The sequence below is a fragment of the Bacteroidota bacterium genome (genome assembly GCA_037133915.1).
GTDB lineage: Bacteria > Bacteroidota > Bacteroidia > Bacteroidales > CAIWKO01 > JBAXND01.
Map to the genome: position 1 here is coordinate 63,046 of JBAXND010000003.1, position 21,976 is coordinate 85,021.

The 21,976-nt window shown below is 42.1% G+C and carries 21 protein-coding genes; 10 read left to right on the forward strand and 11 right to left on the reverse strand.

Annotated features, from left to right (window positions below; all coding sequences use genetic code 11):
- Positions 1–28: 28 nt before the first annotated feature.
- From WCM76_01955 to WCM76_01965, 3 genes are read left to right on the forward strand one after another with little or no spacing between them, the layout of a single operon-like run.
- On the forward strand, positions 29–535 hold the full coding sequence (locus WCM76_01955) for a gliding motility lipoprotein GldH (protein MEI6764373.1): 507 nt from the start codon (positions 29–31) through the stop codon (positions 533–535).
- A 7-nt stretch (positions 536–542) separates the two neighbouring features.
- Positions 543–2,903 carry a transglycosylase domain-containing protein gene (locus tag WCM76_01960; protein MEI6764374.1) on the forward strand — a complete coding sequence of 787 codons (2,361 nt, stop codon included), beginning with the start codon at positions 543–545 and terminating at the stop codon, positions 2,901–2,903.
- Between the two features lie 9 nt (positions 2,904–2,912).
- Positions 2,913–4,271, forward strand: a complete 1,359-nt coding sequence (locus WCM76_01965) for a hypothetical protein (GenBank protein ID MEI6764375.1) — start codon at positions 2,913–2,915, stop codon at positions 4,269–4,271.
- Positions 4,272–4,335: 64 nt separating this feature from the next.
- Here WCM76_01965 and WCM76_01970 read toward each other — a convergent pair whose 3' ends face one another.
- Together WCM76_01970 and WCM76_01975 are read right to left on the reverse strand one after the other, a co-directional pair.
- On the reverse strand, positions 4,336–5,433 hold the full coding sequence (locus WCM76_01970) for a DUF1573 domain-containing protein (GenBank protein ID MEI6764376.1): 1,098 nt from the start codon (positions 5,431–5,433) through the stop codon (positions 4,336–4,338).
- A gap of 63 nt (positions 5,434–5,496) precedes the next feature.
- Entirely contained in the window at positions 5,497–5,802 is a 306-nt protein-coding gene (locus tag WCM76_01975; GenBank protein ID MEI6764377.1) for a hypothetical protein, read from the reverse strand.
- A gap of 337 nt (positions 5,803–6,139) precedes the next feature.
- Here WCM76_01975 and cysC point away from each other — a divergent pair, with 337 nt between their 5' ends.
- The 6 genes from cysC to WCM76_02005 all read left to right on the forward strand — a co-directional run bounded on the left by cysC (position 6,140) and on the right by WCM76_02005 (position 13,580).
- Positions 6,140–6,763, forward strand: a complete 624-nt coding sequence (gene cysC, locus WCM76_01980) for an adenylyl-sulfate kinase (GenBank protein MEI6764378.1) — start codon at positions 6,140–6,142, stop codon at positions 6,761–6,763.
- The gene (cysD, locus tag WCM76_01985) at positions 6,745–7,650 is read left to right on the forward strand and encodes a sulfate adenylyltransferase subunit CysD (protein MEI6764379.1); all 906 of its coding nucleotides are present in this window, start codon (positions 6,745–6,747) and stop codon (positions 7,648–7,650) included. The genes cysC and cysD overlap by 19 nt, the downstream gene beginning before the upstream one ends.
- 26 nt (positions 7,651–7,676) lie before the next feature.
- Entirely contained in the window at positions 7,677–8,951 is a 1,275-nt protein-coding gene (locus WCM76_01990) for a GTP-binding protein (protein MEI6764380.1), read from the forward strand.
- Positions 8,952–9,129: 178 nt separating this feature from the next.
- Positions 9,130–9,888, forward strand: a complete 759-nt coding sequence (locus WCM76_01995; protein ID MEI6764381.1) for a hypothetical protein — start codon at positions 9,130–9,132, stop codon at positions 9,886–9,888.
- Positions 9,889–9,929: 41 nt separating this feature from the next.
- Complete coding sequence (locus tag WCM76_02000) at positions 9,930–12,806, forward strand: hypothetical protein (protein MEI6764382.1); 2,877 nt, start codon at positions 9,930–9,932, stop codon at positions 12,804–12,806.
- Between the two features lie 135 nt (positions 12,807–12,941).
- Entirely contained in the window at positions 12,942–13,580 is a 639-nt protein-coding gene (locus WCM76_02005) for a hypothetical protein (GenBank protein ID MEI6764383.1), read from the forward strand.
- Here WCM76_02005 and WCM76_02010 read toward each other — a convergent pair whose 3' ends face one another.
- Entirely contained in the window at positions 13,581–14,309 is a 729-nt protein-coding gene (locus WCM76_02010) for a phosphoadenylyl-sulfate reductase (GenBank protein MEI6764384.1), read from the reverse strand.
- A 9-nt stretch (positions 14,310–14,318) separates the two neighbouring features.
- Entirely contained in the window at positions 14,319–15,170 is an 852-nt protein-coding gene (locus WCM76_02015) for an MBL fold metallo-hydrolase (protein MEI6764385.1), read from the reverse strand.
- A 149-nt stretch (positions 15,171–15,319) separates the two neighbouring features.
- Between WCM76_02015 and WCM76_02020 the strand changes: the two genes are divergently transcribed.
- The gene (locus tag WCM76_02020; GenBank protein MEI6764386.1) at positions 15,320–16,681 is read left to right on the forward strand and encodes a Mur ligase family protein; all 1,362 of its coding nucleotides are present in this window, start codon (positions 15,320–15,322) and stop codon (positions 16,679–16,681) included.
- On the opposite strand, the gene WCM76_02025 is transcribed toward WCM76_02020, so the two are convergent.
- From WCM76_02025 to WCM76_02055, 7 genes are all read right to left on the reverse strand, one after another.
- Complete coding sequence (locus tag WCM76_02025; GenBank protein MEI6764387.1) at positions 16,678–17,040, reverse strand: DUF6150 family protein; 363 nt, start codon at positions 17,038–17,040, stop codon at positions 16,678–16,680. The genes WCM76_02020 and WCM76_02025 overlap by 4 nt on opposite strands.
- Before the next feature lie 85 nt (positions 17,041–17,125).
- A complete protein-coding gene (locus WCM76_02030; protein ID MEI6764388.1) occupies positions 17,126–17,839 on the reverse strand; it encodes a methyltransferase in 714 nt (237 codons plus the stop codon).
- The gene (rimM, locus tag WCM76_02035; GenBank protein ID MEI6764389.1) at positions 17,836–18,363 is read right to left on the reverse strand and encodes a ribosome maturation factor RimM; all 528 of its coding nucleotides are present in this window, start codon (positions 18,361–18,363) and stop codon (positions 17,836–17,838) included. Before rimM ends, WCM76_02030 begins: the two co-directional genes overlap by 4 nt.
- 21 nt (positions 18,364–18,384) lie before the next feature.
- Positions 18,385–18,951, reverse strand: a complete 567-nt coding sequence (locus WCM76_02040; GenBank protein MEI6764390.1) for a 30S ribosomal protein S16 — start codon at positions 18,949–18,951, stop codon at positions 18,385–18,387.
- A gap of 120 nt (positions 18,952–19,071) precedes the next feature.
- A complete protein-coding gene (locus WCM76_02045; protein MEI6764391.1) occupies positions 19,072–19,701 on the reverse strand; it encodes an ATP-binding cassette domain-containing protein in 630 nt (209 codons plus the stop codon).
- A gap of 12 nt (positions 19,702–19,713) precedes the next feature.
- Entirely contained in the window at positions 19,714–20,508 is a 795-nt protein-coding gene (lpxA, locus tag WCM76_02050) for an acyl-ACP--UDP-N-acetylglucosamine O-acyltransferase (protein ID MEI6764392.1), read from the reverse strand.
- Positions 20,505–21,911 carry a bifunctional UDP-3-O-[3-hydroxymyristoyl] N-acetylglucosamine deacetylase/3-hydroxyacyl-ACP dehydratase gene (locus tag WCM76_02055; protein MEI6764393.1) on the reverse strand — a complete coding sequence of 469 codons (1,407 nt, stop codon included), beginning with the start codon at positions 21,909–21,911 and terminating at the stop codon, positions 20,505–20,507. The genes lpxA and WCM76_02055 overlap by 4 nt, the downstream gene beginning before the upstream one ends.
- Positions 21,912–21,976 lie beyond the last annotated feature (65 nt).

Here is a 21,976-nt window from a genome sequence, read left to right on the forward strand (position 1 = left end):
CCACAATAACAAGCCAATGAGAGTAAGGATGCACAATAATTTCATTCAATCCCGGGCGCGCAGAGTGCTTCAAAAATCCGTTTTATTGATGATGCCTTTCGTCGTTTTTTTTCTTACCGCATGCGATTCGAAAATGGTATATGAGAAAAATAAAAAAATGGATGAGGCAACATGGAACAGTACCGATATTGTGAAATTCAACGTCGCCATACCCGATACCGTTACCGGATATAACTATTATATCAATATCAGGAATACTACCGATTACGGCTTTGCAAACCTGTTTATGTTCGTGAAAACAGTTTACCCCGACGGCAAAATTTCTGTGGATACGGTTGAATGTTATCTTGCCGATATTCAGGGACGATGGCTTGGTAAAGGGCAGGGTCGAATCATTGATAACAGGATACTTTTTCGTAAGAGCGTTCGCTTTCCTCAGGCCGGAGTTTATTCGTTTGAATACGAACAGGGAATGCGTGTAAACCAGCTTTACGGAATTGAAGACATCGGAATCAGAATAGAGAAATCAGAATAATTATATTATGGCCGCATTGATTGTGAAAGGTAAAAAAGCCGGCGATAAGGGCGAATTCAGCAAATATGTAAAATATTTCTGGATCCTGTACGCTTCTGTTGCCGGATTTATTGTAATCCTGTTCACCATTATTTCACTTGGGTGGATGGGGTTTATGCCCTCTTTTGAAGAACTCGAAAATCCGCATTCAAATCTGGCCTCCGAGATTATCTCGGCCGACCAGGTGTTGCTCGGCAAATACTATATTGAGAATCGATCGAATGTCCACTTTTCTGACCTTTCACCTAATTTAATAAACGCACTTGTTGCAACGGAAGATGCCCGTTTTACTGAACATTCGGGAGTGGATATGCGCAGTATTTTCAGAGTGTTCTGGAAAACTTTATTGGGAGGTGATAAAAGTTCGGGTGGGGGAAGTACGATCACGCAACAGCTTGCCAAAAATCTTTTTCCGCGCGACGAAAAACCCTCATTCATTAAATTATTTTCAACAAAACTTCGCGAATGGGTTACGGCAATTAAACTGGAACGTAACTATACCAAAGAAGAAATTATTGCCATGTATCTGAATACGGTCGATTTTGGCAGCCAGTCTTTCGGGGTGAAATCTGCCGCTCGCACCTTTTTTAATAAATCGCCTGATGCACTCAGCGTTCAGGAAGCTGCCGTTTTGGTTGGCATTCTGAAGGCTCCTACAAAATTCAGTCCCGTCCGCAACCCCATGACGGCGCTGAAACGCCGCGAAATTGTTCTCAGCCAGATGGAAAGTTATGGCTTTTTATCATTTAAAGAATACGACTCTATCAGGCGTCTGCCCATGGATATGACCGGTTATCAGATTCAGGATCATACCGCCGGAACCGCAACTTACTTTCGGGAGTATCTCAGAGGCGTCCTTACCGCCCAAAAGCCTAACGAGGAGGATTATGCCGATGACAAAAAGTACAAGGAAACGTTGAATGAGTGGGAAAATAATGCCCTGTACGGTTGGTGTAATAAAAATAAAAAAACTGACGGAACGCCGTATAATATCTATAAAGACGGTCTGAGAATCTTCACCACAATCAATTCCAGGATGCAGCAATATGGCGAAGAGGCCGTGGCTGAGCATCTCGGAAATGAACTTCAGGACGAGTTTTATGCTCACTGGAAAGGTGTCAGGAAAGCGCCTTATGATGCACGTCTGACAGAGAAACAGATTGACGATCTCATCAGGCAGTCTATGGTCCGTTCAGAACGTTACCAAAGTATGATGCGCGCCAAAGCCAGTAAGGAAACAATCGATAAAGCCTTCAATACGAAAGTTAAAATGAAAGTGTTTTCGTGGCATGGCGAAATTGATACAGTCATGTCACCGATTGATTCTATAAAATATCAAAAATGGTTTTTGCTGGCCGGTCTCATGTCAATGGAACCGCAAACGGGATATGTCAGAGCGTATGTGGGCGGCATCAATTATCGCTATTTTCAGTACGACCATGTGTGCCTTGCAAAACGACAGGTGGGTTCTACCTTTAAACCATTCGTATATACACTCGCCATGCAGGAAGGCGAATTTTCTCCCTGCTCCAAAATCCCAAATGTGCCTGTTACTTTTGACCTGCCCAACGGCCAACGGTGGGAACCCAAAAATTCCAGCAAGTACAAGGAAGGTGAGATGGTAACACTTAAAGAAGCACTCGCCAATTCCATCAACTGGATATCTGCATTTCTGATAAAACGGTACTCACCGGGACCTGTTATTAAAGTTGCCCGTAAAATGGGTATTAAGAGCGATATTCCGGAGGTTTATGCCATTTGTTTGGGCGTTGCGGAATTATCGTTGTACGAAATGGTGGGAGCAATGTCAACCTACGCGAATAAGGGTGTTTATACAGAGCCGATATTTGTTACACGAATTGAAGATAAATATGGCAATGTTCTGGATCAATTTGTTCCGCGAAAGAATGAAGCCATGAGTGAAGAAACGGCCTATCTGATGATAAACCTTATGCAAGGCGTTGTGGAAGGTGGTACCGGCAGCCGACTTCGTGGTAAGTATGGATTTACGGCACCCATTGCAGGTAAAACTGGTACAACCGACAATAACTCTGATGGCTGGTTTATGGGAATTACACCCGAACTGGTAACCGGAGTTTGGGTAGGTTGTGAAGACAGAAGCGTGCATTTCAGGAGTACTTTACTTGGTCAGGGAGCAAACATGGCTCTTCCAATTTGGGCACTCTATATGAAAAGGGTATATGCGGATAAATCGCTTAAAATTTCACAAACCGACCACTTCGAAGCACCGCGCAAACCACTTTCTGTAGATATGGATTGTTCAAAAACCGGAAGTGGTCAGCATTCAATTAATTTCGATATACCATAATTGGCAATAATGAGAATGTCTGTTTTCGGAATTATAAAAAAAATATTCCGCAAAAGTTCTTTACTGGTTATTATTATTGTAATGACCTTCTATGTTACAGAATGGAAAAATGCTGCCTATTGGAAACAGCAGCGTATTTTAGCGAATGACGTTATTTGCTACTACAATTATCTTCCCGCTGCTTTTATTTACCACGACTTGTCTTTTAAGGATAAACCCGTGCGTGGCGGATACAGCATTACCAACGACGGCAAAAGGGTGGAAAAAATGTCGATGGGAATCAGCTACTTTTATGCGCCGTTTTTCTTTGCAGCCATGGCATACGTGAAAGCGGCGAGATTGCCAATGAACGAATACAGCATGCCCTTTGAATTTGCCATAAGCCTGAGTAGTCTTGTATTTGCGTTGCTGGCAATGATTGTGCTGCGAAAAGTTCTTCTGATGTTCTTTTCTGATGCGGTTGCGGCCTTCGTTATTCTAACAATATTTGCCGGTACAAATATCTTTTTTTATTCCGTCTATCAAGGACCGATGTCTCATGTCTATAATTTTTTCTTGTATTCCTGCTTACTCTATCTTACCGTTCGATGGCACGAAAAACCTTCAATTAAATATTCTGTTTTAGCAGGTCTGGTAATTGGAGTGACTGTGCTGGCAAGACCTACCAATATAGTTGTCCTCATAGTACCGATTTTATTTGGAATAATAAGCAGGGAAACACTGCTTGCAAAACTGGCACTCATCCGGCAGCATTGGATGAAACTGGTAATTGTTGCCTTTGTTGCCTTTCTGGCGTGGGTGCCTCAATTTATTTACTGGAAATCTTATACCGGACACTGGCTCGTGTATTCTTATGGTAAAGAATCTTTTTTCTGGGCAAATCCCCACATCATACTTGGTTTGTTTGGCTATCGCAGCGGATGGCTGGTTTATTCTCCACTTATGGTACTTTCATTGGTGGGAATTTTATTCTTGTGGAAGTATCAGCGCAAATTTTTCTTCCCGGTCCTTATTTTCTTTTTTGTAAGTATCTATGTTATTTTTAGCTGGTGGTGTTATTGGTATGTTGGATTCGGACTGCGGGCAATGATTGAAAGTACTGCAATACTTGCCTTGCCTCTCGGCGCATTTTTTACCTGGCTCTTTGCCCGAAAGTGGTACCTGAAAACAATATTTTTCCTGCTGTTTTTTGGCTTCATTGAACTTAATTTATTTCAGACATGGCAGTATGCCGCCGGTCTTATTCATTACGACGGGATGAATAAAAAATTATACTGGACTATGTTCTTTAAAAGAACATGGCCCGCTGATTATGGTCAACTTGTAAATAGACCCGATTATGAAAAAGCCGGTAAAGGGCAAGATTAATGAATACATGAAATAAAAAAACCGCAGCGTTCATCGCTGCGGTTTTTTTTATAACTAAAAGAAATTATTGAGCAGGTTTATCAACTGTTCCTGTAATATTCAAAGTCACCGATGAGTTATTCGGGTCGTTGGTTATTACGGTAACGGTTTTGTGCTGTTTGCCTTCTTTACCTGCCGTATTGAATGAAATCTTGATATTGCTGGATTCGCCTTTTTTCAATACGCTTTTTTCCGGAGTGCTTGCCGTACATCCGCAGCTGGCTTTGGTTTTACGAATTATCAAATCGTTTTCGCCATCGTTACGGAATTCAAAACTATAATCAACTTTATCGCCCTGTTTTACATTGGGAAATTCATAGGTTGTGGTTGTGAAAACAACTTTGGGCGATTTGGCTAATTGCTCCGGGGTTAAGGTTGAAAAATCTTCAACAATATTCAAACTGATGCTGAGCGTTTTTTGTGCCTGAGCACTGTCATTTGTATTAATATTAATACGGTCATAAAGATATCCGAAATCATTTTTAAGTTTGGCATCGTAAGTAATGATTATCAGACCTTCTTTACCTGGCTTAAGTGTTTCCGGGATTACCTTTGCAGTCATGTAGGCCGGTATGTCTTTGCCAATTTCAAGGGTCATGTTTTGTTTCCAGTCATTATAGATTTTCATCGTATCAGTGCGCACTTCAATATTTTTCACGTTTTGTAAATTGAGCTGTGACGATTCGAAGCGGAGGTTGCCAAGCTTGGTAGGATAAAGATCCGTATAGGTTTTCTGACGCGGAAGTACAGTGCCTTTAATCGTCAGAGAAATGTTTTGATTGTCGGGGTCATTGGTGGTTACCGCAATGCCTTTGGCAAATTCACCCGGACGATTACGTGGATCAAATGTAGCATCAACAAAGCCTTTTCCACCAGGTTTAATCGCTTCTTTCGTCCAGTTGGATGTTGTGCATCCACAACCGGGCTTCACATTTACAATTTTCAGGGTGTCGTTACCCGTATTAGTTAGCTTAAAAGAACAGGTGACAAATCCGCCATCTTCTTTTATCTGCCCAAAGTCATGAACCATTGATTCAAATTTGATAGTGGCTTTTTTTTGAGCAAAACCGGTCAATGCAAGTACTGCAAAAATGGCCGTCATGAGAACCGTTAATCTTTTCATAACACAGATAATTTTAGTTTGTACAAAGTTATTAAAATTTAATTAAAAGTAGCAATTATCTTTTCATTTTATTCTGCTGAATTTATCGAATTCTCCCTTTTGTATCATACCGGAAATTACGGCACTGTCGTGCTCGCAGTGGCAGGAATACATAATATCTAAAGGATTGGTGTCAATAATATGATTCAGTAGCTGCTCGGTTGTTGGGGTTGTTTCAAGCGCGGCATATTCAGCGTAGGTGTAACTTAAAAACGCTATATCGCTGCCGATTCCTCGATTATCCAGCAAAAAACCATCAGGAAGTTGTGTTGGAATAGCGAGCTTGCCCCTGAAATATATATCCTTGACATCCGGAAAAGAAACAATCATTGTCTTTTCCTTATTAAGGGAAATGGGCACATTTTGTAAATAATCTTTCTTCGTCTTATATATTATTACAGGCGGTTGTACCATTTGTGTTGTGTGGTCGGCACTGTTTTGTTCTGTTACTGCGGATTGTCCGGCATTTTTATTAGACCTGCACGAAATTAGGGATAATATAAATACGGATATCAAGAGTTGTACAAAGAAAAATTTAATAGAGGCATTTTTTTTCATGCCGGCACCCCATCAAAATAAGTGCCAGTTGCAGAATGTCATGCTCTGTTTATGTCATTTTTTAGTACTTTTGCACCCTGTTAGAGAAAAACAAATTAATAGCAGCAGAATGAGAATGCGGATCCTCACGGAGTTTAATAGTTATATCAGGCGTAACAGAAGGCGTTTTTTGCTGAGGCAGGATCCCAAAGTTATCTGGCTTACAGGCTTGTCGGGTGCAGGAAAAACCACCATAGCACAGGCACTTGAAAAAACAATTCAACGCAAAGGATATTTTACAAAGTTATTTGATGGCGACATTATTCGTCAGGGACTAAATAAAGACCTTGGCTTTTCGATGGAAGACAGACTGGAGAATATCAGACGTACTGCCGAAGTTGCAAAATTATTTACCGATCACGGTCTTGTTGTCATCTGCAGTTTTATCACACCCAAAAAAGAAATGCGCGACCTTGCCCGCGAAATCATCGGTAAGGATCGCTTTATCGAAGTTTATGTAAATTGCCCTTTTGATGTCTGTGAACAACGAGATGTTAAAGGACTCTACAAGCAGGCAAGAGCAGGCGTAATCAAGGATTTTACGGGTATCGGCTCCGGATTTGAACCGCCCCTGCATCCTGATATTGAACTCAAAACCGATGTTTGGACGGTACGACATACCGTTAAATTTATTGTCAGACGTGTTATACCACTTATCCGATATCAGAAAAGAAAATGGTTTCTTATAACCTAAATCATTTAGAACAACTGGAGTCAGAATCCATCTTCATTATGCGTGAAGTGGTTTCTCAGTTTGAGCGCCCTGCACTGCTGTTTTCAGGCGGTAAAGATTCAATTGTAATGCTGCAGCTTGCGGTTAAAGCATTTTGGCCGGCAAAGCTTCCATTCCCATTATTACACATTGATACCGGTCATAATTTTCCGGAAACCATTCGCTATCGCGATGAACTTGCCGAAAAAATTGGTGCGAAACTGGTGGTTGGATACGTGCAGGATTCTATTGACAAAGGACGTGCTACCGAAGAAACCGGTTACTATGCCAGCAGAAATGTATTGCAAACGGTTACTCTGCTCGATACCATCGAAGAATATAAATTTGATGCTGCCATGGGCGGCGGGCGACGCGATGAAGAGAAGGCACGTGCCAAGGAACGCTTCTTTTCACATCGTGATGAATTCGGTCAATGGGATCCGAAAAATCAACGTCCTGAACTCTGGACTTTATTCAACGGACGCAAAAGAATGGGCGAACATTTCAGAGTGTTCCCACTGAGCAATTGGACCGAAATGGATGTCTGGCAGTACATACTTCGTGAAAATATTGAAATGCCTTCGCTTTATTTTTCGCATGATCGCGAATGCTTCATTCGCGACGGCGTGATATATGCCGCAACCGATGTTATTAAGCGCAAACCTGACGAAGTTGTTGAGACAATGACTGTCCGTTTTCGCACAATTGGAGATATGACATGCACCGGCGCCACCCTTTCTAAAGCATCAACACTCGAAGAAATTGTTGGGGAAGTTGCTGCATCCAGAGTAACCGAACGCGGCAGCCGGCTTGATGATAAACGCTCCGAATCGGCCATGGAAGATCGGAAAAAGGAAGGTTATTTCTAATCCACGTCAACCTGTTTTGAGATATTATGGTACTTAAAGAAAATAACGCTTATATGGATATGGAGCTGCTTCGCTTCACTACAGCCGGCAGTGTTGATGATGGTAAAAGCACCCTCATCGGTCGCTTGCTGTACGATAGCAAATCCATTTTTGAAGATCAGATAGAAGCACTTAAACTGGCAAGTGAACTTAGAGGCGAAGACCATGTAAATCTTGCCCTGCTTACCGACGGACTCCGTGCCGAACGCGAACAGGGTATTACTATTGATGTGGCGTACCGCTACTTTGCAACACCCAAACGAAAATTTATTATTGCCGATACCCCCGGGCATATTCAATACACCCGCAATATGGTTACCGGCGCATCAACTGCCAACCTCGCGATTATCCTGATAGATGCTCGTAAAGGGGTTATTGAACAGACAAAAAGACATGCCTTTCTGGCTTCTTTATTGAAGATACCGCATTTGGTCGTGTGTATTAATAAAATGGATCTGGTTGATTATGATGAAAAAATTTACAATCAGATAAAAAAAGACTTCGTGAATTTTTCATCAAAATTTGAAATACACGATATCCGCTTCATTCCCATTAGTGCATTGCTGGGCGACAATGTGGTGGATGCTTCGGCAAACATGCCATGGTTCCGTGAAAGTCCTTTGCTTCACCTGCTCGAAAATATTCATATTGCAAGCGACGAAAACCTTGTCGACTGCCGCTTTCCGGTACAGTGCGTCATCCGTCCCAACGACGATGAATATCACGACTATCGCGGGTATGCAGGTCGAGTTGCAGGAGGCATTTTTAAGCCGGGCGATAAAGTTATGGTGCTGCCATCCGGTCTTATTACCCGTATCAAATCAATTGATTCCTACGACGGTCCGGTACAGGAAGCATTTTCTCCGATGTCTGTTACCATACTTCTTGAAGATGAACTTGATATTAGCCGTGGCGACATGATTGTCCGTGAAAACAATTGCCCGACGGTTGGTCAGGATTTCGATATTATGTTATGCTGGATGAATGATAAAAAGCTCGTTCCAAACGGAAAATATGCCATCAGACATACAACCCGCGACGGACGCTGTGTTATTAAAGACGTTCGCTATAAGGTGGATATCAATACGCTGCATCGGATGGAAGATGACAAAAGTATCGGTTTGAACGAAATTGCCCGCGTGGCAATTCGTACAACGGTTCCCCTCTTTTTCGACAGTTATAAAAATAACCGTATTACCGGAAGCGTTATTTTGGTGGATGAAGGCACCAATGAAACCGTTGGCGCCGGAATGATTATTTAAAATTGCCGAAGATTTCTCTTTGTTTCTATGTATTCATAACTGAATATTTATTAAAAAGAGACTTACCTTTTTGATATAAAAAGTATTAAGTTTTGTTAAACAATAATTATTTGTTATTTTTGTCCGAATTTTAACAAATACAAATGAATAGTCTAATTTGCCCAATAATTAAAAAGTCATGAGAAAGATTGCGTTCATCTTTGCGGCTATAGCCTCGGTATTACTTTTTACACGCTGTGCATCAACCGATACAGCTACGTCAGATAATGTAAACCAGTCGGAAATACATCAATCATATACCGTAGTATATGATGCCAACGATAAAGAATTATCAGCTACAGCTACTTTTCGATTTGGCGGTCCGACAGGAACCACATTATCACTTGCAAAACCAAGTATTGTTTCGTTTAACGGCGAGGCAATGTCGGTCGAAAACAGTGTTTTTACAGGAACGTATTACAAAATGGCAAAACAAACAGGTTTTGTAAATTCCTGCACTTTTGTTTTTATTGATACACAAAAGAAAGAGTATATCAACACCGCTCCTCTGATGGCAGCCGAAATCAGCGAATATCCGACCAATACCGATAAAGCTACCGGTTTTACCATTAACTGGGACGATCCGCTTCGACCGGGCGAAACGGTTACCTTTAATATTGAAGACGGAAAAAGCAATACTGCCAGCGTTTCTGTTAATACACAGGGTGCAACCCGTCTTTCCGTGAAACCTGAGGATTTGAAGGAAATAGAAACCGGACCATGCAGAGTTTGGCTAGTCAGGGTAAGCGAACTTGCTCTTAAACAAGCTACACATCTTGAAGGCGAGTTAAGTGTGAAGTATGTTTCCGAAAAACGCTGGATCAACATCAGTGGTACACTGGCCGCAATTAAAAAATCCGGGAAAACACGGAAATATAGTGGTCGGATGAAAGAATAACCAATAAGGAATATATTGTATATTTGCGGGCTTCTGAACCTATGATGAAACCCGATTCGACTCACATACGCATCATCTTTTTCATTCTGCTGTCACTGGCAGGTTCAGTGGTTTGCTCCAGCCAGTTCTACGACCTTGGGCAGGATCCGGCATCCCTGAAATGGAAACAGATTAAAACAACACATTTCAATGTCATTTATCCTTCAAAAATGGAGAAAAATGGGCAGGAAATGGCCAACCTGCTTGAGTTTTATTATACACCGGTTTCACTCAGTCTGAACCAAAAGCCACGCCGCATCTCAGTTGTGCTGCATAATCAGTCTGTTATTTCTAACGCATCCGTGCCCTGGGCACCGAAGCGTATTGAATTCTATACGTGTCCCGACCAGGAATCGTATCCACAGCCATGGCTCGACCAGCTCGCATTGCATGAGTTAAGGCATGTTGTACAGGTTGATAAAATAAATCACGGGTTTTCGCGCGGTTTGTATTATGTTTTTGGCGAACAGGCAACCGCCGCCATTATCGGCGCATTTGTTCCTTTTTGGTTTCTTGAAGGCGATGCCGTTGTAACAGAAACGCTGCTTAGCCAAGCAGGAAGAGGCCGGGTGCCCTCATTTTCAATGGAACTAAGAGCACAGTTGCTTGAGAAAGGAAGGTTCTCGTATGATAAAGCAGTATACGGGTCTTTCAGGGATTACACACCCGACCATTACATACTGGGATATAATATGGTTGGTAGTGTCCGCAAAAAATACGGAGCGGCAGTCTGGGACAGGGCGCTTACCACCGTGAGCAGGTATCCGTTTATCATTACGCCCTTCAATCATGGACTGCGAAAATCGACCGGCAAAGGAAAAGTTAAACTCTATAAGGAATGCATGCACACTCTCGACAGCCTGTGGCGCATTCAGGATAAGGAGCTTAGTCTTACACCTTTTAAAAAGATATCCGGGAATAGAAAAAAACGCTATACAAGTTATCGTAATGCATCGTACATCAACGACAGTCTTTATCTTACTGTCCGCTCGGGTATTGATGACGTGAGGAGGTTTGTAATAATTGACAGTAAAGGAAAGGAGAAGAAACTCTTTACTCCGGGCGATATGTTTAAAACCACTTGTTCGTATTCCCGGGGAATGTGCAGCTGGTCTGAAAATATGGCGGATACACGTTGGGAAAACAGAAGCTATTCCGTGATAAAAACGCTCAGATTGAAGCCTCGTAAAGTAGATAAAATTACTCACCGTTCGAGATTATTTTCGCCGGCACTCAGCAAAGACGGAACCCGTATTGCTGCCATTGAGGTGACTGTCGACAACGAAGCTTCACTTGTAATCATGAATGCGAAAACTGGGGAAGTAACTGAGAAAATTCCGGCACCCGGAAATGATTTTCTGGCAACACCATCCTGGTCTGACAATGATAAAAATATTGTTCTTATAGGTCTTGAAGATAAAGGGAAATACCTTGCCCTTGCCAAACCCGGCGATTTTCTTATCGTTCCTGTTTCCAAGCCGGGGTTTAATGAAATTTCTAAGCCTGTGATGCATGGCAACTGGATTTATTTTGTTGCTGCCTGGTCGGGCATTGATAATATTTTTGCCTGCGATACTCTTACAGGTAAATTATTTCAGGTCACCAGTTCGCGCTTTGGTGTTGCTGACCCCTGCATCTCAGCCGGTGGGAATAAACTGCTCTATTCCGATTATTCTGCCGACGGTTATGATATTGTTGAAATTGATTTGACCCCTGATACTTGGCTGCCTTTTAATAAGGTTAAAAACACCTCCGTTGACCTTGCAAATGACCTCATTGGGCAGGAAGCTCCCTTAACCGTGCATGACCGCATTGCATCCACAATTTACCCTTCGGATTATTACGGAAAAATTCTGCACATGATAAACTTTCACAGTTGGGGGCCTATTAGTGTTGATGCTTACAATAACAGAATTCGTCCGGGCATTTCTGTGATGTCGCAGAATAAGCTGAGTACATTTTTTACAACACTGGGATATGATTATGACTTCTTTAAAACGTCAGGCAAATTCTATGCGGATATCAGTTTACGGTGTTGGTATCCAATCTTTGACCTGCATGGCGAACACGTGTATCGCAATCTGGTATCGCACGATAGTCTAGGCAATGAAACATACCTTCTTTCTAATGAAACCAGTTTGCAGGGGAGTATTCGAGTACCGCTCAATCTGTCATCAGGCAGGTATGTGCGCTTTTTACAGCCTCAGGTGAGCACAACGCTTTACACAATCAAGCAAAATGCTAAAGATGATTACTATGATGTTAATGGCTTTTTTCACACTATAGATGCACGGCTGCTGGCATATAATCTTCTAAGGGCCTCACAAAAAGATATACAGCCGCGCTTCGGACAGATGATAGAGCTGAACTACAAACATACACCCTTTGGCGGCGTTGATCTGGGCGAGATATTTGCTATTGAAGGAATTGTATATTTCCCCGGTTTTTTCAGGCATCATAGCATATTTTCTTATCTGGCTTATCAGAACAACAACAGACGCACTTATAAATATGGCGATATAATCAGATATCCGCGAGGCTATCAGGATCAGTATATTGACGTTATTTACACCGTCACTGCAAACTACTCCCTTCCCGTTTTGTATCCTGATTTTCATGTGGGTTCGCTGGTTTATCTTAAACGCATTTCGGCTAATTTATTTTTTGATTATGGTGTGGGAACTCAGAATACCAATACCAATTACTACAGATCAACAGGCGCGGAAATAATCGGCGATATGCATCTGTTGCGTTTTGTTGCACCCATTAGTCTGGGGCTGCGTGCAACTTACCTTCCGGGAAGCAGGGAGCTTATTCCTGAGTTTTTGTATAGTGTGAATTTGAATCAATCGGGAACAGGAAAAGGGCAGCGTTTCTGATGCCTGACATTTCATTTTTTTAGGCTAATTAATTATATTTGTATAACGAAGTTACAATCACAAGCTGAAATCAACCAAGCTTAAACCGGACCGGGACATAAAAAAATAATCGTTAATATTACTGATTGACCTGCAATGACACGACTGACTACCATATCATGTATCCTGTTTTTCTTTACAGGAATTTTGCAGGCTCAAAACGACAGCATTGAACGAGTCCCTTACAGCAAGGATTTTGTGTTCCATGATGGGATTTATCTCAACTTTACGGAGTTTAAAAACAATAATCCGGGTATCAGGCATTATGAACTTATTAATGACGATGCTTACGGAGAGCCCGGTCGGGTTATTTTAAGATACAGCTGTATTGATACTGCAGGTGCTGCGCGAAACTGTATAGTGAAAGATTGCTTTGGATATTGTAACAAAAATGTAATTCATATTTCTCAGGGCTTTTACGGGTATTATTACAGGGTTTTTATTTTGGGCGCATTAACGCATTATGTTGCCTTTTCGGGAATGAATCAGGCACCGCAAATGTTTGCCACACAGCCCGTGGCCTATGTCGGTACATCCAATGATTATCGCGAATATATCCTGAATTTTGAAAGTGGAGAGACCTTCATTTTCAACTATAAGAATTTTTCATCATTCCTTAAAACACATGATGCCGGGCTTTACGAACGATTGAAGAATTCTAAGAAAAAACGCAAGATGATTTATTTTTATTTGCTGGAATATAATAAGACACACATCATTTCATTCCCCGAATAATCAAGCGGGATGGCTGTCTTCACTTTTTCTGAACTCATGCAAACCGCATTCTTTTTTATCGGCATCTTCCCACCACCAGCGACCGGAGCGGAGGTCGTCGCCGGGTTTTACAGCGCGCGTGCACGGTTGGCAGCCAATACTTCTAAAACCATTGTCGTGAAGCGGGTTGTAAGGAATGTTGTTTTTACGGATATACTCCCACACCTGTTCTTCAGTCCATGAAATCAGGGGGTTTATTTTTACTAAACCAAATTCTTCATCCCATTCCACAATGTTCATGTGGGCGCGTGTAACCGATTGTTCGCGGCGCAATCCGCTTATCCATGCATCCATACCCACCAGTGCACGACGTACCTGCACTACCTTGCGGATATTACAGCAAAGTTTTCTGTTCTCAACGCTCTCATAAAACAGATTCACGCCCTTTTCATTCACCATTTTTTCTACGGCTGCAGCTTCCGGAAATAGGACATCTATTCTAACATTGAAACGTTCGCGGGTATTTCCTATCAGGCTCAGGGTGGTGTTAAACAGACGACCCGTATCCAGTGTGAAAATGTGGGTTGCCGGATTTATTGCGGCTATCATGGCTGTCAGTACCTGGTCTTCGGCACCCATGCTGCTTGCAAAGCAAATCTTACCGTTGAATTGTTTGATTACACATTCGAGAACTTCTTCGGCTGAAGCGTCACGAAGCTGCTCGTTCAGTTGGTTAATCCGTTCTTTCATATGCTCCTTTTACGACGATTGAATCAATTGTTCTACAGTACCGGTGTTTTTCATCCTTACGCCTTTTATTGTCTGTTCCAGTGAGCAGGCTTCGTTCAGATAATCGTGCTCGAAAAACAAAATGTAATTTTCGTTCACTGCTTCGTCCAGAAATCTTTTTTTCTCTTCCATACTGAGCAAGGGTCTGGTGTCATACGATGCAACGTAAGGCAGGGGTACATTGGCCGGTGTGGGTATAAAATCAGCCATAAATACGACTTTGCGGTTCTTATATGCTATCACCGGAATTATTTGCCCTTCGGTGTGACCGTTATATATTTTCAAAAATATCTCGGCAGTAAGTAGACCTTCCTGCTCAATAAAATTGAGTTTTCCACTTTCGTGCATCGGCAGCAGATTTTCTTTTAAATAGCTCGCACCTTCACGCGGATTGGGCTTCAAAGCCCATTCCCATTGTGCGCGGCTGCACCAGTAGGCTGCTTTTTTAAACGTCAACTCAAAGCCTGTCCGGTCTTCATTATATTGAACACCACCGCCGCAATGGTCGTAATGCAGGTGTGTAAGCAAAACGTCCGTAACATCGTCATAGGAATATCCTGCTTCGGCGAATGACGTTTTTAGTGAACGATTTCCGAATAAATATAAATGTTCGCGGAACTTGCCGTCCTGCTTGTCGCCTATGCCATTATCGATGAGGATAACGCGCTCGCCGGTATCCACCAGCAAGCATCGGAGCGCAATAGGAAGCATGTTGTTCTCATCAGCAGTATAATACTTTGACCAGATTGATTTAGGCACTACACCAAAGCATGCCCCACCGTCAAGTTTGAAATCTTCGGCAAATATTGGAATCAACTTCATTTTTTAGTTTTTGAACGTACTGCAAAGATAACGTAAAGCTGTTAGAATAGGTTTGTTGGGTGGCATGATAAAACTCATTCATAATACCGCTGCCCATTTTTTACTCCCCCAAATAAACAAACAATTATCTTTGTTAAAAATGACGAAGTATGAATGTACACTTCATTGCTATTGGCGGCGCAGTTATGCACAACATGGCTATTGCATTGCATCTTAAAGGATATACAGTAAGCGGCTCGGATGATGAGATATTTGAACCTGCAAAAAGCAATCTCGCCCGCCATGGTTTGCTGCCAGACGAAACCGGTTGGCTGCCTGAGAAGATTAATTCATCACTCGATGCTGTTATTCTTGGCATGCATGCACGGGGCGATAATCCCGAATTACTCCATGCAAAAGAACTGGGCTTAAAGATTTATTCTTTTCCTGAATACGTTTTTGAACAATCAAAAAATAAAAAGCGGGTTGTTATCGGTGGAAGCCACGGAAAGACCAGCATTACTGCCATGATTATGCATGTGCTGCATCATTACGGTTTGGATTTCGACTATCTGGTTGGCTCACAACTCAAGGGTTTTGAAACCATGGTACGCATTACGGAAGCGGCACCGGTTATGGTTGTTGAAGGCGACGAATATCTTACATCGCCGCTCGACCTGCGTCCCAAATTTCATCTGTATCATCCGCATACGGCCTTGCTGAGCGGTATTGCATGGGATCATATTAACGTGTTTCCGACATTTGATAATTATCTTGATCAATTTAGGATATTCATTAATTTAATCGAAGCCGGAGGTAAGCTTATTTATTGCAAAGAAGATGAGCATCTCTGTAAACTGGTAAAGGAAATCAGGAATGATATCACGCTGTTACCTTACGGAATGCCTGTTCATTCCATAGAAAATGGTATTACTACGGTTGTTTCTGAAGGCAATAATTACACGCTCGAGATATTCGGCAATCACAATCTGATGAATCTTGAAGGGGCCCGCCTTATTTGCAATGACCTGGGTATTTCTGACCACAATTATTTTGCGGCAATTTCTACTTTTTCCGGGGCAGCAAAACGGCTTGAATTAATTGCGAAAAATGAAACGTGCAATGTATACAAAGACTTTGCGCATTCGCCCTCAAAACTCAAAGCTACGGTAGAAGCCGTGAAATCGCAATTCCCGAATAGGATACTTGTCGGCTGCATGGAGCTTCATACATTCAGCAGCCTGAACAAAGAATTTCTTTCGCAGTATTACGGCGCCATGGATGCTTGCGATATTGCCATCGTGTATTTCAACAAACACACCATTGAACATAAAAAACTTCCGCCCGTAAGTGAGCAGGAGGTGACGGATGCTTTTGGAAAGGCAGGAATGATAGTACTTACCGATTCTGCTGCCCTTGTACAAAAGCTGAAATCAATGTCTTATCCCGACACCAATCTATTGATGATGAGCAGCGGAAATTTCGACGGTATTAATCTGGTTGAGCTATCGCAATACCTGCTGAAAGCTTAATACATAAATTGTTTCTTTGACGAGTTACGCCATTGGGCGTCATATTTACTGTCAGTAATGTATATCAGTAAGTCTGCGTCATACTTACTGTCAACAAAAAATATTTTTTTCTTGGCGTCGTACTTGCTATCGGTAAAGAACCACAGTCCTTCATTGCCGGTGGCGTCATATTTACTGCTGCATTTGTAAACAATAAGGTCTGCATCGTACTTGCTGTCTACAACAAAGACTTTGACGTCCGCATCGTATTTACTGTCGCATGAATAAACCGTCTGACCGTAACTTTTTGTTCCGAAGAGGAACATGGTGCCGGCAACGACAAGCAGTAGAACACTTTTTTGAATGAATGATTGCTTCATATTATTATAGTTTTGAAATAAAAATTAATATTTTTCAGAATCCGGCAAACAACAAAAATTGAACCATAATCCTTCGGCATCAATTTTAAAAACCAAGGTAATACTCCTTGCAAAGATTTGTAAAATCGCTGCTGTAATTGCCGTTCGTTTCTTTAATATGGAGCTCTTTAGGGATGCACTCTCTGCTTTCTTCTTTCGTGAATGCAAGAATACTTCGTTTCGCATTTTTCCCGCCAACGGCCATGATATCTGTTTGCTGATTCAGAAATAATTTCTGTGAAAGAGCTGTCAGAATTGCTTTTTGAACGTTTTCGCGAGGCAGAATAATCCACAATGGTGCACCTCTCTTCAGTAAAATAGACGCGCCGTGCAACAAATCTTCAAGCGGTAATTCGTCGTCATGCCGTGCAATTGTTTTTGCTTTATCCGGATTTCGAAGGCTTCTGTTGAAATAGGGAGGATTCGATACAATTAGGTCATAGTGTGAAGTAGCGGAAGTGAGAAATTTTTGTAATGAAATATTGCTCACACTCAAATTATCTTTCCACGGACTGGCGATGAAGTTTTGTTGTGCTTTTTCAGAAGCAAAATTATCGATTTCAATAGTGTCAATAATGGCTGACGGGAAGCGTTGTGCCAGCATCAGCGCCACAATGCCGCATCCGGTTCCCACGTCAAGAATTCGTGCCGGGGCATTCGCTGCGGCCATGGCTCCAAGCAATACCGCATCAGTACCAATTTTCATGGCACAGCCTGAGTCGTCAATACTAAATTGTTTAAATCGGAAAGCGGGTTTCATTGAAGGTAGAAGTCAATCAGTCCTTCGGGTGCATTCACATGAATTTCTTTTTTGCGGCGGTCGATGCGCGATATAACTTCAGCCACCGCAGGCAGCAGTATCTCATGCTTGCCGGATTTAATACGAATCACGTCCTGATGAGTCATGTGTATGTAGCCGTCAAGCTGCCCGATATTCCCTTTTTCTTTGTCAATGACATTGAATCCGATTAACAGGCGCAAGGCTTTTTGATCGTCAATATTGGCCGGAAGTAATTCCTGTGGGAGCCAGACATTTTTACCGAGAATTAATTGTGTATCATCAGACGAATTGATATCCTCAAAGTGTGCCAGCATCAGGTCTTCGCTTCGCGAATCGATAGATTCAATAAAAAATGGAACCAGTTTATTGTCTATTTCAACAAAAAATGATTCCATTTTTTCATAATCCATTGCAAGTCCGATTTGAACCAGAATCATTACATCTCCCTTGTACCCGAATGATTTCAGGATTTTACCAAGGCAAAAGCAATCATTTTGTGTCATCGGAGAAAAGACAAATGAAAACTATTCGTTGTTTTCCTGTTCTGTCGTTTCAATTTGAGGAGCATCAGCAGGTGTTTCTGCAGGTGCTTCTGCTTCAGCATCCCTTTTCGCGTTAAGTTCATCAAGCGCTTTGGCTCTTTTCTTCGCGAGCATGTCTGCTTTGGCAATGTTTACGCGGGCTTCTGCTTCAAGGCGTTTTTTAATAACATCTCTTTTCGACATCTCATGCATTTTGCGTTTTGCGTCGATTTGAGCTTGCTTGTCGGCTACCCATGCCTGGAACTTGGCTTCAGCCTGTTCCTGTGTAAGGGCTCCTTTAGCAACACCTTTGAGAAGATGGCTCTTGATCATAACTCCTTTGTAAGAAAGGATTGCGCGGACAGTTCCTGTCGGGCGTGCACCTTTTTGTACCCAATCAAGGGCTTTGTCGAAGTCAATGCTGATAGTTGCTGGTCTGGTGAGTGGGTTGTACGTGCCAATTTTATCTTTAAATTTCCCGTCACGAGGTGCACGACCATCGGCAATTACAATATGGAAAAAGGCCTGACCTTTTTTACCATGTCTCTGTAATCTGATTTTTACTGGCATAATGTTAAACTTAAAATGTTAGAATTTTTTTTAAATGGGTTGCAAATTTGCGATTTTTTTTTCAAATATAAAAATTTATCTCATAACAATTTGCAGGAAAACAAGTTAATCGGCAATAAATCAGGAGAACGCCCCGTATTCTGAAAGTCTCACTGTGGAAGAACAAAACGGGAATTCATATTTTTTGTCGTTTGAAAATATGATGATAAGCCTGTTGGCTAATGAGCTATTTGTCAGGTTTATATACCAGTCTATACCATCCTGATCCAAATTGGTACAAGGTTCATCAAGCAGTATCACAGGGACTTCGCTGAGTAAAGCAAGGAGTAATTTAACGCGCTGTTTCATACCTGACGAAAAATCGCGTAAAATTTTATCCCTGAACTGAGGGTAACCTAACAAATCAAAGAGGTCGTTTTCTTTATAGGTTTGGGTAAGAGGTTTAAACCCGAAATGAAACCGAATCATTTCCTGCAGACTGAACTCTTCAATAAGCTCAAGATAGGGCGCAGCAACGGCAATGTGTGTAAATGCTTCGTTATCGGGAATATTTTTATTGTTAAGATTATAAATGACTTTTCCCTCACCCGGGAGCATAAAACCTGCAATTAGCTTCAACAGCGTTGATTTGCCGGACCCGTTAGGGCCGGTGACGGCATAACACTGCCCCGGCAGGAAGGTGTGGGTAAAATCGCTGATTACCGCCTGTTTGCCAAAGCTCTTAGAAACATGCTGAAGTTCAATTGTCATGTTGCTCCCCGCTTATTTTTCCTTTGCGTTGCGGGTATAACCTTTCATGATACCGCGCTGGCTGCCTGATATAAAAGAAATAATTTCATCCCGCTCAGGTGTTGCAGGCATTTCAGCCTCCACAATCCGCAATGCCTGAGTTACATTAAATCCTTTTACAAAAATGATGCGGTAGATATCCTGAATTTCTTTGATTTTTTCGGAAGAATAACCTCTTCTTCTGAGACCGATAGAGTTGATTCCTGAGAAGGAAAGCGGCTCTCTTGCTGCTTTGCAGAAAGGCGGAACGTCTTTTCTCACCAACCCGCCGCCGCCAATAAAGGAATGAATTCCAATATTAACAAACTGGTGGATAGCAACCAGGCCTCCGACTATGGCCCAGTCGTCGATGCGGATATGACCTGCAAGTGCGGCTGAATTCGCCAATATTACGTTGTTCCCGATAATGCAATCGTGTGCTACATGAACATAAGCCATTAACAAACAGTTGCTCCCAATAGTTGTTTCGTAATTAGCCCGTGTGCCCCGGTGAATAGTGGCAAATTCGCGGATTGTGGTATTATCGCCAATCCGAACAATGCTGTCTTCGCCGCTGTACTTGAGATCTTGTGGCATGGCCGAAATAACTGAGCCTGGAAATATCTTGCAATTCTTTCCGATGCGGGCGCCTTCAAGTATGGTTACATTTGGCCCAATCCATGTTCCTTCCCCAATCTCAACATTTTTGTCAATAAATACATACGGCTCTATTCCAACATTGTTGGCAATTTTGGCCTGAGGATGAACATAGGCAAGGGGCTGGTTCATTTTTTCACGTTTTTAACGATCTGAGCAAGCAATTCGGCCTCCATCACAACTTTATCATTCACATACGCAACGCCACGCATATGGCAAATACCTCTGCGGATAGGTGCCATCAGTTCAAGTTTAAAAATGATAGTATCGCCGGGAACTACCTTGTTTTTAAAGCGGGCATTTTCTATTTTCAGGAAATAAGTGATATAATTTTCAGGATCGGGAACCCGGCTCAGTGCGAAGATTCCGCCAACCTGCGCCATGGCTTCCACAATGAGTACACCCGGCATTACCGGTTCTTGTGGAAAATGCCCGGTAAAAAACTGCTCATTCATCGTAACATTTTTCAGCCCGGTAATGCGGGTTTCATCCATGTCGATGATTTTATCGATAAGCAGAAGAGGGTAGCGGTGTGGCAATGTCTTCTGTATATGCATGATATCGTACAGGGGCTTTTTCTTGATAAGGTCCCATGTCGATTCCACAGCTATTTTTTCAGGTTTGGTTATCGATGACTCTGCTTTAATTTGTTTCGCAAACTGAACATTTGAAAAATGTCCCGGACGCTTAACAATTAAATGTGCCTTAAGTGTGGCTCCAAGAAGTGCAAGGTCACCAACAACATCAAGCAGTTTATGGCGGGCCGGTTCATTCGGAAAATTTAACTCAAGGTTGTTCAGGATGCCTTCTTTAAGTACTGTAACTTTTGGGTTATTAAATACTTTGGCGAGGTGTTCCAGTTCTTTTTGCGAAATAATGCGGTTGATAAAAACAATGGCAGTATTCAAGTCACCGCCTTTGATAAGGTCATTATCAATCAAATATTCAAGCTCATGTAAAAACACGAAGGTTCTGCTTGATGCAATTTTATCGGCAAACTGGTCAATGTCGTCCAATGTTGCAAACTGTGTTCCCAGAACAGTTGTGTCATAATCAATCATGCACGATACCTTGAAGGTATCACTGGGAATGGCAATCATTTCTACTTTACGAACCGGATCGTTGTATATTACATTGGATTTTAGCTCAATATATTTTTTTTCAACGTTCTGCTCTACAAGACCAGCACTTTTCAGAATGGCTACAATTTCTTTTGAGCTGCCATCCAGAATCGGCGTTTCTTCACCATTGATTTCCATCAGAACGTTGTCTATTGACAGGCCTTTGAGTGCTGCCAGCGTATGTTCTATGGTACTGACGCGGGCTCCATTTTCTTCAATACTGGTTCCGCGGCTGGTGTCCACAACATGCTGAACCAGCGCATGAATCATAGGTTGACCTTCAATATCCGTTCTCTTAAAAACGTATCCAAAATCCTCAGGGGCAGGCTTAAATGTAAGCGTGACCTCCTGTCCGGTGTGCAATCCTTTGCCGGATATGCTTACCGTATTTGTTATAGTTATTTGTCTTGCCATTTCAGCCGGCAAAATTAGTAAATCCTAGTTTTCGTGCAAATATATTTAGCCAAATCGGCAAAATA